This is a genomic window from Caballeronia glathei, from assembly GCF_000698595.1.
Lineage (GTDB): Bacteria > Pseudomonadota > Gammaproteobacteria > Burkholderiales > Burkholderiaceae > Caballeronia > Caballeronia glathei.
This window is the reverse complement of the sequence record NZ_JFHC01000031.1, coordinates 1-13,066: the sequence shown is the minus strand read 5'-3', so window position 1 is coordinate 13,066 and position 13,066 is coordinate 1. Positions and strand designations below refer to the sequence as shown.

The following is a 13,066-nucleotide window of genomic DNA, read 5'->3' as shown; positions in this document are numbered from 1 at the left end:
GCCTTCATTGCGCTCAATGCCGGATCAGCGCGCACATGCGAGAACGCGCTCGCATCACGCGCAGGCAACGCCCCCGCCCGTTCACGCTCAATGCGGAATCATCCACGCCAGCATATTCTGCTGGAGCCACACGAGCACGCCGAGCAGCACCGTCAGCAGGATCGAATGCTTGAAGGTGCGCGCGAACACGACGCCTTCCTTGCCCTTGAGATCGGTTGTCGCGACGCCCGTCGAAATGTTCTGCGGCGAGATCATCTTGCCCATCACGCCGCCCGACGAGTTCGTCGCGGCCATCAGCACCGGGTGCAGGTTCAGTTGCCGTGCGGCCACCACCTGCAGGTTGCCGAAGAGCGCGTTGCCCGACGTATCGCTGCCCGACAGGAACACGGCCACCCAGCCGAGGAACGCGGAGACGAGCGGAAAGAGCGCGCCGACCGATGCGACGCCGAGCCCGAGCGTGTAGTTCATCCCCGAGTAGTTCATCAGGTAGGCGAGCCCGACGATGGTCGCCACGGTCAGGATGGCGATGCGCGTCTGCACCCACGTATCGACGACCGCCGCGCCGAATTCACCCGCCGGCAGGCGCACGCAGAGCGACGTGATGATCGCGGCCACGAGAATGGCGGTGCCGGTCGCGAGCGGCTGGAAGTCCCAGATCGCGCTGTACGGCGTGTTGTAGAGCGTGATGAACACGGCGTGGTCGAGGCCCGGCCACGCGATCTTCATGTCCCCGATCATGAAGACCTTGAGCACCGTCCACACGATCACGACCGCGGCCACCACGATCCACGGCAGCCATCCCTGCGAGCCCGAGATCGCGCCGCCCGTGTTCCCCGCGCGGTCGACGTTGACGGCGAAGCGCTCGTCGGGCGCGGGCCTCCAGATGCGCAGGAAGCCGATCGTCAGGATCAGCGACACGAGCGAAGAGAGCACGTCGGTCAGCGAGTAGCTGATGTAGTTCGACGTGACGAACTGCGTGAGCGCGAACGTGCCGCCCGAGACGAGCAGCACCGGCCAGATCCGCAGCATGTTGCGCACGCCCGCGTAGACGGCAAGCACGTAGAACGGCAAGAGAAAGGCGAAGAACGGCAACTGACGGCCGACCATCTTGGCGAGGGCATCGGTGGGCAGGTGCGTGACCGCGCCGAGCACGGTGATCGGCACGCCGAGCGCGCCGAACGCGACCGGCGCCGTGTTGAAGATGAGCGTGAAGGTGAGCGCTTCGAGCGTCGGGAAGCCGAGCAGGATCAGCAGCGAACTCGTGATCGCGATCGGCGTGCCGAAACCGGAGATGCCCTCCAGCAGCGCGCCGAACGAGAAGCCGATCACGACGAGCACGATGCGCCGGTCGTTCGGCAGGTTTTCGATCATCCAGAGCCGGAACGCCTCGAAGCGGCCCGAGCGCTGCGCGATGTTGTAGAGCAGGATCGCGGCGAACACGATCCACATCACGGGCCACAGCGCGAACACCGCGCCCGCGGCCACCGAATCGACGGCGAGCGAGAGCGGGAAATGCCAGCCCGCCACCGCGACGACGAGTCCCACCGCGAGCCCCGCGAGCGAGGCCTGCCACGCCGGCCGCCGGGCCCAGCCGAGCAGCGCGAGCACGACGATGATCGGCAGCGCGGCGACGATGAACGACAGCGGAAGCGAGTCGGCGATGGGTGTCAGCAACTGATGGAACATCGGGTCTCCTTTCTTGCGTGCGAGTTGTCGAGCCCCGGCGTCGGGGCGCCGGCAACTGCGCGCGGAGGACGATGTTTTCAGCGGACGGCCGCCGGCGGCTTAAGCGGCCGCATAACGCGCATCGACTAAGAATAGAGCGCCGATTGCCCCCGTCAAGTCCGGAATGCCAAACAAATGCCAAACGCGCAGGCGGCCTGTCCAGGCCTCCCTGCACGGTCCTTGCAGCGTTCTTTCATCGAGCGTCCGGTCAGCTTTCGATCGCCTCGGCTCGTTCGTGCTCGACTGCCGGTGTCTGGCGGAAAACCCAGACGGTCAGCAAGCCGAGCGAAGCGATGATCCACAACAGGAAGAACGCGAAGGCCATCATGTCGAATCCCCTGGGAGCCGCTTGCGACGGGCGGATGCCGGCGCGGAAGCGGCAAATAGGGGAAATGCAGAGCGAGAAGCGTGCCCGCAGCGTGGCGGTTTTCGCCAGAGCCTTGTCGGATAAGGAAAGCGCGCGAACGCACATTACGCACCAGCGGCAGCAGCCGCGACAGGGCGCGGAAAACGTTACATCGGTGAAACATCGGGCCGGCGGATGAAACGTTGCCGAAACGAATTTGTCGGGATGTCTTGCGCGTAGCTGCGCGTATCTTTTGCGCGTCAGTGGCCGTGTCCGCCGCCGTGTCCGCCACCGCCGCCGCCGTGCCAGTTGCCGTGCCCGCCGCCCCAGCAGCAGCCGCGTCCGCCGCCGCTCCAGTAGCCGAAGCCGAATGAAATCGACGGATACCCATAGCCGTAATACGCCGGATAGGGCGCATAGGCAGGGTAAGCCGGGTAGGGGGGATAGTAGGCCGGATACGCCGCATACGCGACAGGGGGCGCCGCCGCCGCGTACTGCTGCGTCGTGTATGACGAAGGCGGTGGCGGCACGGAGTCGGAGCCTTGCGTGCCGACAGGCACTTCCTGCTGCGTGTAGGCGCCCCCGACCACCGGATAGGCGGGATAGGCCGGATAGTAACCGTACGGGTAATAGCACCCGGCGAGTCCCAGTGCGCTCACGAGAGCCGTCAATGTGAGCTTCGGGTTCATGATGCCGCTCCTTGCTTGCTTATTGCCGTGGAAATGTTGCGGTGTTCGTGCGTTGCATCGAACGGGTCGGCGAGGGGAGCTTAGCGCATCATCGGTTGCCTGGGCGCAGCAACAGCGGGACGCGTTGTTTCGGCGTATTTCTTTCGATCCATTTCAAAGGCCGCGGGCGCTTCTCTTCGTCACGCTCATTATCATCCAGCGTCGTGCTTCCGGACGCTTGCCGCGGCGTGCTCGCGCAAAGCGAGCATCGGACACGCACTCAGCCCGGACTACTTGCCGACCTGATTGCCGATGACACCGCCGACCGCCGCGCCGCCGAGCGTCGACAGCGCATTGCCGCCGATCGCGGCACCCGCCGCGCCGCCGACGCCCGCGCCGATCGCGGTGTCGCGCTGACGGGTGGTCATGCTGTCACAGGCGCTCAGTCCGCCAATCAGCGCAACGACGAGAGCAGCAACCCCAATCTCCTTGATTGTTTTCATTTCGACTCTCCGAAGTGATGAAGAAGATACGGCCTCGGCCGAAGCGGCTTCGTGTCTCCATCGGGGGCCGGGCCACATGTCATGGTTCTTGTCGGAAGCTTGCCGCGACGGAAGTTTTTTGCCGGTTCATCCTGAGTGGAGCACGAACGATGCCTGATTCGTGCGGCGAATGTCCGTGAAAGGTCGTCGCGCCGAATGAAAACGGCCTGTCGGGCGCGAGGCGCGACAGGCCGTGGTTTCCTTCAGACAGGCAGCGGCGCGCGAGGGCGCCGCGCCAGCCGCAGGAGGATGCGCTTACGTGCGCTGGTAAATCTCGGCGCCTTTCTTCACGAACTCGATCGCCTTCGTCTGCATGCCCTGCGCGAGCGCTTCGCTATCGCTTACGCCCTGCTTGGCCGCGTAGTCGCGCACGTCCTGCGTGATCTTCATCGAGCAGAAGTGCGGGCCGCACATCGAGCAGAAATGCGCGACCTTCGCCGAACCCTTCGGCAGCGTTTCGTCGTGGAATTCGCGCGCCTTGTCCGGGTCGAGGCCGAGGTTGAACTGGTCTTCCCAGCGGAACTCGAAGCGCGCCTTCGACAGCGCGTTGTCGCGCACCTGCGCGCCCGGATGGCCCTTCGCCAGATCGGCGGCGTGCGCGGCGAGCTTGTACGTGATGATGCCTACCTTCACGTCGTCCTTGTTCGGCAGGCCCAGATGCTCCTTCGGCGTCACGTAGCAGAGCATCGCCGTGCCGAACCAGCCGATCATCGCAGCCCCAATGCCCGAGGTGATGTGGTCGTAGCCCGGCGCGATGTCGGTGGTGAGCGGCCCGAGCGTGTAGAAGGGCGCCTCGTCGCACCATTCGAGCTGCAGGTCCATGTTCTCCTTGATGAGCTGCATCGGCACGTGGCCCGGGCCTTCGATCATCACCTGCACGTCGTGCTTCCACGCGATCTGCGTGAGCTCGCCGAGCGTCTTGAGTTCACCGAGCTGCGCTTCGTCGTTGGCGTCGTAGATCGAGCCGGGACGCAGGCCGTCGCCGAGCGAGAACGAGACGTCGTACTGCTTCATGATTTCGCAGATGTCCTCGAAATGCTCGTAGAGGAAGCTCTCCTTGTGATGCGCGAGGCACCACTTCGCCATGATCGAGCCGCCGCGCGAGACGATGCCCGTCATGCGGTTGGCCGTGAGCGGCACGTACTGCAGGCGCACGCCCGCGTGGATCGTGAAGTAGTCGACGCCCTGTTCCGCCTGCTCGATCAGCGTGTCGCGGAAGATCTCCCACGTGAGGTCTTCGGCCTTGCCGTTGACCTTTTCCAGCGCCTGATAGATCGGCACCGTGCCGATCGGCACCGGCGAGTTGCGGATGATCCACTCGCGCGTCTCGTGGATGTGCTTGCCGGTCGAGAGATCCATGACCGTGTCGCCGCCCCAGCGGATCGCCCAGGTCATCTTGTCGACTTCCTCGCCGATCGACGACGTCACCGCCGAATTGCCGATGTTCGCGTTGATCTTCACGAGGAAGTTGCGGCCGATGATCATCGGCTCCGATTCCGGGTGATTGATGTTCGCGGGGATGATCGCGCGGCCGCGCGCCACTTCCTCGCGCACGAACTCGGGCGTGATCTCCTTGAGCGCATTCTCGCCGAACGCGGCGGCGCCGAACGCCTGCCCCGGATGCTGGCGGCCCATCATCTTTGCGAGCTTCTCGCCGTTCGGGCCGCTCGTCCTCAGGCTTTCGAGATACTCGGCGCGGCGCTGGTTTTCGCGAATCGCGATGTACTCCATCTCCGGCGTGACGATGCCCTGGCGCGCGTAGTGCATCTGCGAGACGTTTCTGCCCGCGGCCGCGCGGCGCGGCGTGCGGTGCAGGTCCGGGAAGCGCAGTTCGGCGGTGGCGGGGTCGGCGGCGCGCTCGCGGCCGTATTCGCTCGAGAGGCCGGCTAGGCTTTCCGTGTCGCCGCGCGCCTCGATCCAGCGGGCGCGCAAGGCGGGCAGGCCCGAGCGGATGTCGATCTTGGCTTCCGGATCGGTGTACGGACCCGACGTATCGTAGACGTAGACCGGCGGATTCTTTTCTCCACCGAAGCTGTCCGGCGTGTCGGACTGGGTGATCTCGCGCATCGGCACGCGGATGTCGGGCTGCGAGCCCGTCACGTAGACCTTGCGCGAATTCGGCAGCGGCGCGATGGCGGCCGCATCGACGACGGCATCGGCGGACAGGAACTTCGGGTTGGCATTCATGTGCTGTCTCTCCTGTGGGGACGGTTGTATCCAGCATGCCGACGGAACGCCAAAGAGGCCGCCGGCGGCGACTGATTCAGGAGCTAAACAGGGAGGAACGAGACGGGAAACTGTGCGGGCTTCGGAAGGTTGCGAGAGAGTGAGAAGAACCCCAGCGCGGTAAAGCCCGAACGCTTCCCTGCGCTGGCATTATCCAGATCAGGTTCAAAGGGTATTTCTCACCCACGACGCACGGGCAATCCAGATGGACGGATTGCGATGCGCGGCGCAGGACCCCCGCGTTAGCAGCCGCTACGTTACACCGCGCCGTGGTGTCTTGGCAACCATGTGTAACACGGGCGGTTGCGCGCCAAGCGCTTACTGCATAATGGCGGGCACCGCGGTTTCCGTACTTTCCCTAGTCTTTTCCGGACTTTTGCCGGTACGCGCGGCGGCCTCGTTCCATGCCCGTTCTCCTTGCGTGTCCCGACATGTTGTCCTGCCTTGCCCGTTTTGCCGCCACGCCCCTGCGGCATGCGCGTGTTTCCCCGGTTGCCCGTATCGAGGCAGTTGCCGCGTTCGCCGCCGTCGCGGAGTAACGGATGTCCGCTCCGCTGCCCCCGAAGTTGCCGCCCGCGCTGCCGTTCAGCCTTCCCGACCGCTTTCCGTTCCGCCTGCCGCAGACGCAGAAAGGCCGCATCGCGCTCGCGCTCGCCGTCGTGTACATCGTGTGGGGCTCGACCTACATGGCCGTGCACCTGTCGCTCGCGTCGTTTCCGCCGCTCCTCCTGTCGGGCCTGCGTAATCTCTTTGCAGGCATCGGTCTTTTCGTCTTCGCCGCCCGCAAGAAGCCCGTGTGGCCGACCGGCGCCGAGATCCGCAACGCGGCGCTCGTGGGCACGCTGCTCGTCGGGCTGTCGAGCGGCATGCTCGCGTACGGCATGCGCACCGTCGAAACCGGAACGGCCGCCGTCATGGTCGCGACCGTGCCGCTTTTCGCGACGATCATCGCCGCCGTCGCGGGCCGCAAGATCGCCAGAGGCGAGTGGGGCGCGGTCGCGCTCGGGCTCGTCGGCATTGCGCTCCTCAATCACGGCGATCCGTCGTCGGGCTCGACGGCCGGCAGTCTCGCGATCCTCTGCGGCGCGATCTTCTGGGCGGGCGGCGCGCATCTCGCCGGGCGCCTTGCGCTGCCGTCGGACCTGTTCGTCTCGACCGCGCTGCAGATCGGGCTCGGCGGCTCGATTTCGACCTGCGTCGCGCTGCTCTCGGGCGAGCGCATCGAGAGCATCGGCTTCGTGCCGTTCGTCTCGTTCCTGTATCTGATGCTGATCGGCACGATGGCGGCGTATGTCGCCTACGGCTACCTGATCCGCCATACGAGCCCGATCATCGCGAGCAGCTGCATGTACGTGAACCCGGTCGTGGCCGTCGTGCTCGGCGCGCTGCTGCTCGGCGAGGTCATCACGCGCTGGACCGTCATCGCGACGGTGATCATCCTGCTGAGCGTGGGACTGTCGTTCTGGTTCGACTACCGGCGCCGCGGGCTCGTCTGATCTCCGCGCACCGCTTCCGAGGCGCGCGGCCCGGTCCGGCCGCCACACAACTTCTCACACGCACATATTCGAGTAAGGCATGCAAGCCAGCGTGTAATTGTTTCGCTGACTCGAACAATGCGCGCCGATCGTGCCCGACCATTCGAGCGCTCGCTCTAAACCCGGCGCGGCCGTTGTGCGGCCGTGCTTCCCGGGACGCTACGCCCCACGCTTCGACCGCTGCGGCACACCCGTTGCTCAATGCGGACACCCGCCGGGTGCCGCGCATCGCACGTCGATCGAGCGGCCTCGAAGGGGATAAAGGAGGGTTTCGCCGGCAAAAGCCATGAACAAGGCAAGGCGCAAACACGCCACGAGCCGCGGGCGGCAAGCCGCGGCTCGACGAAAACCGCCGGCGGCCCCGCATAACAACGAGTGCACACTTTCAGGAAGGTGAATCATGAAGCTCATCCGAACCATGGCAGTCCTGGCGGGCGCGGCGTCGCTCATGTCGGCGTGCGGCGGAAGTTCCGACGATCTCGGCAAGGAGCTGGGTCTCACGCAGCCGCAGGTCCATTTCATCCACGCGATACCGAGCGGCCCGAACGTCGATTTCTACGACAACGGCAAGATCCTGCAGCCGAATCTCGCCTACAAGGCCGTCACGAATTTCGCGAACATCGACACGGGCGCGCAGACCTTCTCGTACGCGGCCGTGAACACGACGACGCAGCTTGCCTCGGACACGAGCATCACCAACGCCGCGAAGGGGCACGAGTACACCGTGATCGCGCTGCCCGATGCGGGCCTCCTGCCGTCGATCGCCGTGATCGACGACCCGTTCGACAAGGGCCTGCTCTCGGGCAGCGCACGCGTGCGCGGCTTCAATGCGTCGGCGAATGCGCAGAACCTCGACCTCTACCTCGTTGCGCCGGGCACCGACATCAACACCGTCAGCCCGACCATGGCAGGCGTCGCGTTCAAGAACGCGGTGCCCGCCACGACGCAGGACTCGATCTACGTATCGGGCGGAACGTATCAACTGGTCGCGACGCTGCCGGGATCGAAGACGCCCGTGTACAAGTCGGGCTCGTTCGACCTCGTCAACAATGCCGACTGGCTCGTCACGACGCTGCCGGCCGGCAATATCCTGAGCGAGGTGATTCCGAACAAGATTCGACTGCTCGTCGCGCAGGGCGGCAACACGCAGACACCGGCAATCGAGTTGCCCGACACGCTGTGAACAACGCTCGCGCTGGAACCGGAGGCCGCGATCGCGGGGCTGGAATCGCATAACGGGGGCGTAGCCGCCAACGGCAACGGCAACGGCGACGGCGCGAGGGGAGGGGCGGCGGCCCGCTCGGAATATCGGGCGGGCCGCGGCTTTTTGAGGCCGCGGCGTGGCTGAAGACATGCCGCGCACCACGCACGACGCGTGCAGGCGAAAAAAAGCCCGCCGCATGCGCGACGGGCCGACAGGAAACATCGGCGGCCGCGAGGCCGCCGGAAACTTCTTTCTTGCTTACTTATGCTCTTCAGCCGAATTGGAGATGGCCTGCCCGCCCTTCGAGATGTCCTGGCCGGCGCCCGAAACGGTATTGCAGCCCGCGAGCGCAGCGGTACCAGCGATCAGCAGCAAAGCAATGAGTCGAGACATGAGTGTTCCCCTTGAGTTGGAATGCGCGACTGGAATTGCTTCACGCATCGGGTTGGATCAGCTCGGCGCACAGCGCGCGAAGCGTTGGCTTCGACCGACCAGGAACGGGTTCGCGTACCTGACGAAGACCCTTCGATCGACCACACCGGTCGTGACCATCTTAAAAAAACACCCCGGCCGGGAATGTCGGCGCCGATGCGATTTTCGTGTCGGACGGGTCCGCAAGTCGTGTCGGCATCGTCCTACGCGACCGGAAACGATGCGTGAGCGGCCGCATCGCTCGCGTCGGCGGCGCGCGCGCGCGGCATCGTCACGCGAATGGCGGTGCCGTGCGGCACGCGCCGCTCGATCTCGATGCGCCCGCCGCGCGCGCTCACGCGCTGGCGCATGCCGAGGAGGCCGTGCGTATGCGTGCGCTTGAGGTCTTGCGGACGAATGCCGACGCCGTCATCGGCGATGAAAAGCGACACGCGCTCCTCATCGAGCGTGAGCGCGACCGAAATGCCGCTTGCGTGCGCATACTTCGCCGCGTTGGTGAGCGACTCCTGCGCGACCCGGAACAGCGCGATCTCGATGTCCCCGCCGAGCTTGATGTCGTCGTCGGGCACGGTGAGCGCAAGCGTCCAGCCGTTGCGCTGGGCCGCTTCGTCGGCGAGCGTGGAGAGCGCCGTGACGAGCCCGAAGTTCGCGAGCACGGTCGGGCGCATGTCCTCGATGATGCGGCGCTTGAGCGCGATGCCCTGATCGAGGTTCGCGAGCGCCCGCGCGAGCTTCTCGGCCATGGCCGGCTCGCTTTGCTTCAGGCGGGCGTTCACCCAGGACACGTCCATCTTGCTCGCGGTCAGGATCGAGCCGAGTTCGTCGTGGAGTTCGCGCGCGAGCTCCGTCTTCTCGTTCTCGCTCACTGACTGCAGGTGCCACGCGAGCGCTTCGAGCTGGCGGGTGCGCTCGAAGACGAGCCGGTCGAGTTCCTCCTGCTGCGTGATCAGCTTCTTCTGCGCGCGGTCCTGCTTGTCGAGCTGGATGCCCAGATTGCGAAAGAGCAGCAGGAACAACACGATGTTGAGCGCGCACAGGGCGCCGACGCAGAACGTCGAGATGCGCTGGTCGGCGCGGCTCGCGTCGAGCGCGTGCTGGGCGCGGCGCTCCTCGGTGAGGCGCAGGAGGGCGAGCGCGCTCGCGAGGATCTCGTCGTCGCCCGACGCCGCGAGCGCCCGGGCACGCCCGGTTTCGCCCCGCGCGGGGTCGGCGAGCGTGGCAAGGCCGGTGCCGATATGCGCCTCGGCCGCGGCGCTGACCTGCGCGAAGCTCGCGAGCGCGGCGTCGTCTCCCTTGCGGCGGTAATACTCTTCGAGCGTGGCGACGGTGCGGCGAATCCGCGCCGCGCTTTGTCGAAAATGCGCGGCGTAGGACGCGTCCGGGGTGATCTGGTAGGCGCGCTCGTCGGCGGTGAGGGTGGCGAGATCGGCGGCGAGCGCGGTCAGCCGGGTCGTCGCGCCCTTGGCGTCGAGCGCGATTTCGTACTCGGCCGCGATGCGCATGCGCCCCGACTCCAGTATCACCAGCCCTCCAACCGTGATGACGATCGCGACCGTCATCGCGACGGCCCAGCTCCAGCGGCGCATCCAGTTGTTGATCCGGCGGGCCCCGCCTGGCTTGCCTGATTTTTTTTGCGCCGCGTTTTCCCCCGGGTCCGTCCCCGGGGGGCCGCTCGGCTGCCCAGCCGCGTCGTGCGCGGCGGCTGCGCTCGTGATGGTGCTCATGTCGGTCGCCATGTTCTGAAGAATCCCCGTTTGCGGCAAGCGGCGCGGCCGAGGCCATTTGAAAGCCGCTGTCAGTGGATTCCCACAGCAAAAAAGGCGCCTGCCCGAGTGCGATGCTGCAATCCGCCCACTAACATGGTTGGAGTCAGTCCAACTTTCTACGGGGAGCGATCATGTTGAAGTGGGCATTGTTTTTCGCGATCGCGGCCGTGATCGCGGGTCTTCTGGGCTTTACCGGCGTCGCCGCCGGTGCGGCGACCATCGCGAAATTCCTGTTCGTGCTGTTCCTGATCCTGTGTGTCGTGTTCCTGGTGCTGGGATTCGTCGTCACGAAAAAGATAGTCGACTAGCGGCCAGCGCCGCCGCATCGGAACGCATCACTCGGAACACTCGTTTTTCCGGCACCAGCGGGACCATGTCTCGGCCTCGGCTGTGGCTGTCATCCGGGCATCGCGCGACGGATGACAGCCGCCGCCGACCGCGCGCCGAACCCGGTCCCATCTCACAAGGAGGGCCGCCGTGCTGCACTACGCCGCCATTTTCTTCGTCATAGCGATCATCGCCGCCGTGTTCGGCTTCACCGGCATCGCCGCGGGTGCGGCCGAGATTGCGAAGATCCTGTTTTATATTTTTCTGGTCGTGTTCGTGGTCACGCTGCTGCTCGGCGTGTTCAGGACCTGACCACGCCCTGACCCGGCTGCCGTGTTTTCTTGCCGGTATGGCAGCGGGCAGGCACGTTGCGTGCATCGGAACCGTTGAGCGGATAGCACGGCGCTATGGCGGACGGGTCGTCGTGGCCCGATGAAGGCGCTGGCGCCTCCGGTTTCATCACCTCATTTCCCAGGAGCAATTAAATGTCGAAATCGTCTGCTGCAAAAGCCGCGCCGGGCACGTCGAAGGATCCGTTCGTGCTGGATGTCGAAAAGATCCGCTCCGATGCGCGCCAGCACATGGACGAAGGGCCCGTGACGGCGACCTACGGCGCGGACCGCGAGGTCGTCCTGAAGCTGCTCAACGACGCGCTCGCGACCGAAATCGTCTGCACGCTGCGCTACAAGCGCCACTACTTCATGGCGAAGGGCATTCACTCGGAAGCCGTCGCGGCCGAGTTCGCCCAGCACGCCGCCGAGGAGCAGGAACACGCCGACACGCTCGCCGAGCGCATCGTCCAGCTGGGCGGCGAGCCGAATTTCGCGCCCGACAGCCTCAAGTCCCGCGCGCACTCGGAGTACAAGGAAGGTCAGGATCTCATCGACATGATCCGCGAGAACCTGATCGCCGAGCGCATTGCCATCGACACCTATCGCGAGATCATTCGCTATCTCGGCGAAAAGGACGTGACGACCCGGCGCATCTTCGAGGAGATCCTGGCCGTCGAGGAGGAACACGCCGACGACATGGCCGACCTGCTCGCGGGCCGCAATGGCTGACATCCGTGAGTCGCGCGGCGCCCCGACAGGGCGTCGCACGGATGTCGGCGTGTCGGCGCATGAGCGGGATGAACCACGTGAAGGCTACATGCCGGTGAGGCTTGGACGGGGCAGATGATTCGAGTGTTGATAGCGGACGACCATGCGATCGTCCGGAGCGGTTTCAGGCAGTTCGTCGCGGACGAGCCGGACATGGAGGTCGCCGCGGAGGCGGCCACCGGCGACGAGACGATCGCGCTCGTGCGCCAGCAGGCGTTCGACGTGGTGCTGCTCGACATCGCGATGCCCGACAAGAACGGCATCGACACGCTGCGCGTCATCAAGCAGATCCGCCCGGAGCAGGGCGTGCTGATGCTTTCGGGGTTTCCCGAGAGCCAGTACGCGATCAACCTGCTGCGCGCGGGGGCGAACGGCTATCTGAACAAGGATGCCGCGCCCGACGAGATCGTGCGGGCGATCCGCACGGTGGCGCGCGGGCATCGCTACCTGTCGGAGTTCATCGCCGATGCGCTCGCGGACAAGCTCGAGAAGCCCGCCGCCGATCGGCCTCACGAAGCGCTCTCGGAGCGCGAGTTCCAGATCTTCTGCAAGCTCGCGGGCGGGCGCATTCCGACTGAAATCGCGGAGGAACTGCATTTGTCGGTGAAGACGGTGAGCACGTACCGGGCGCGCGTGCTCGAGAAGATGCGGCTGTCGAACAACGCCGATCTCACGTACTACGCGATCAAGAACGGCCTGATCGAATAGCCGTTCGACGGTCGAGTTACATCGGGAGGGCGCCCGCCGTGGGCCATCACACGATCACCGACGACGGGCAACGAGCGCAGAAGCGGCCGCTGCGCGTGCTTCTGATCGAGGATTCGCCGCTGATCCGGCGCAGTCTCGTCGAGGCCATCGATGCGTCGGGGCAGTTGCGGGTGACGGCGTACGCCGATTCGCCCGACGATGCGATCGCGCTGCTTTCGTCGGAAGCGTTCGACGCGGTGATTGTCGATCTGCAGTTGAAGCGCGGCTCGGGCGTGGAGGTGCTCGCCTATCTGCAAAAGGCGGGGATCGTGGAGTCCGCGTTCGCCGCCGTGTTGACCAATCACGCCCTGCCGGCGTACCGGGAGCGGTGCCGGCAGTACGGCGTACAGCATTTTTTCGACAAGTCGCTTGAATTCGATCGCGTCATCGATGCGTTGCACAATTATGCTCGGAGGAGGGTTTGAGTGGTACTCGGGGTGGGGCGTTT

At 65.5% G+C, this 13,066-nt stretch carries 14 protein-coding genes and 1 riboswitch; of the genes, 7 read left to right on the top strand and 7 right to left on the bottom strand.

Annotated features, from left to right (window positions below; translation table 11 throughout):
• Nucleotides 1–87: 87 nt before the first annotated feature.
• From BG61_RS19585 to thiC, 5 genes are all read right to left on the bottom strand, one after another.
• Nucleotides 88–1,686: an L-lactate permease gene (locus tag BG61_RS19585; protein WP_035936276.1), complete on the bottom strand. Its 1,599-nt coding sequence runs from the start codon at nt 1,684–1,686 to the stop codon at nt 88–90.
• 247 nt (nt 1,687–1,933) lie between these two features.
• Nucleotides 1,934–2,197, bottom strand: coding sequence for a hypothetical protein (locus tag BG61_RS19580; protein WP_035936273.1), 264 nt, complete (start codon nt 2,195–2,197; stop codon nt 1,934–1,936).
• Nucleotides 2,198–2,331: 134 nt separating this feature from the next.
• Nucleotides 2,332–2,760, bottom strand: a complete 429-nt coding sequence (locus tag BG61_RS19575; protein ID WP_035936270.1) for a hypothetical protein — start codon at nt 2,758–2,760, stop codon at nt 2,332–2,334.
• 269 nt (nt 2,761–3,029) lie between these two features.
• Entirely contained in the window at nt 3,030–3,242 is a 213-nt protein-coding gene (locus BG61_RS19570; protein WP_035936268.1) for a glycine zipper 2TM domain-containing protein, read from the bottom strand.
• A gap of 294 nt (nt 3,243–3,536) precedes the next feature.
• Nucleotides 3,537–5,468 carry a phosphomethylpyrimidine synthase ThiC gene (gene thiC, locus BG61_RS19565; protein WP_035936265.1) on the bottom strand — a complete coding sequence of 644 codons (1,932 nt, stop codon included), beginning with the start codon at nt 5,466–5,468 and terminating at the stop codon, nt 3,537–3,539.
• Nucleotides 5,469–5,625: 157 nt separating this feature from the next.
• Nucleotides 5,626–5,756, bottom strand: a riboswitch (TPP riboswitch).
• 293 nt (nt 5,757–6,049) lie between these two features.
• On the opposite strand from thiC, the gene BG61_RS19560 reads away from it, so the two are divergent.
• Nucleotides 6,050–7,003, top strand: a complete 954-nt coding sequence (locus BG61_RS19560; protein ID WP_051672659.1) for an EamA family transporter — start codon at nt 6,050–6,052, stop codon at nt 7,001–7,003.
• A 439-nt stretch (nt 7,004–7,442) separates the two neighbouring features.
• Entirely contained in the window at nt 7,443–8,225 is a 783-nt protein-coding gene (locus tag BG61_RS19555) for a DUF4397 domain-containing protein (RefSeq protein WP_035936262.1), read from the top strand.
• A gap of 279 nt (nt 8,226–8,504) precedes the next feature.
• On the opposite strand, the gene BG61_RS19550 is transcribed toward BG61_RS19555, so the two are convergent.
• Together BG61_RS19550 and BG61_RS19545 are read right to left on the bottom strand one after the other, a co-directional pair.
• Nucleotides 8,505–8,639, bottom strand: a complete 135-nt coding sequence (locus BG61_RS19550; protein WP_035936257.1) for an entericidin A/B family lipoprotein — start codon at nt 8,637–8,639, stop codon at nt 8,505–8,507.
• A gap of 242 nt (nt 8,640–8,881) precedes the next feature.
• Nucleotides 8,882–10,402 carry a sensor histidine kinase gene (locus tag BG61_RS19545; RefSeq protein ID WP_081868128.1) on the bottom strand — a complete coding sequence of 507 codons (1,521 nt, stop codon included), beginning with the start codon at nt 10,400–10,402 and terminating at the stop codon, nt 8,882–8,884.
• 173 nt (nt 10,403–10,575) lie between these two features.
• Here BG61_RS19545 and BG61_RS40170 point away from each other — a divergent pair, with 173 nt between their 5' ends.
• The 5 genes from BG61_RS40170 (at nt 10,576) to BG61_RS19520 (ending at nt 13,043) form a co-directional block, all read left to right on the top strand.
• Nucleotides 10,576–10,752 (top strand): DUF1328 domain-containing protein, encoded by a 177-nt coding sequence (locus BG61_RS40170; protein WP_035936254.1) that lies wholly within the window; start codon nt 10,576–10,578, stop codon nt 10,750–10,752.
• Nucleotides 10,753–10,921: 169 nt separating this feature from the next.
• The gene (locus tag BG61_RS40165; RefSeq protein WP_035936253.1) at nt 10,922–11,083 is read left to right on the top strand and encodes a DUF1328 domain-containing protein; all 162 of its coding nucleotides are present in this window, start codon (nt 10,922–10,924) and stop codon (nt 11,081–11,083) included.
• 173 nt (nt 11,084–11,256) lie between these two features.
• The gene (locus tag BG61_RS19530; RefSeq protein ID WP_035936250.1) at nt 11,257–11,832 is read left to right on the top strand and encodes a ferritin-like domain-containing protein; all 576 of its coding nucleotides are present in this window, start codon (nt 11,257–11,259) and stop codon (nt 11,830–11,832) included.
• Nucleotides 11,833–11,946: 114 nt separating this feature from the next.
• Nucleotides 11,947–12,579, top strand: a complete 633-nt coding sequence (locus BG61_RS19525) for a response regulator (RefSeq protein ID WP_035936247.1) — start codon at nt 11,947–11,949, stop codon at nt 12,577–12,579.
• A gap of 38 nt (nt 12,580–12,617) precedes the next feature.
• A complete protein-coding gene (locus tag BG61_RS19520) occupies nt 12,618–13,043 on the top strand; it encodes a response regulator (RefSeq protein WP_035936245.1) in 426 nt (141 codons plus the stop codon).
• Nucleotides 13,044–13,066: the final 23 nt, after the last annotated feature.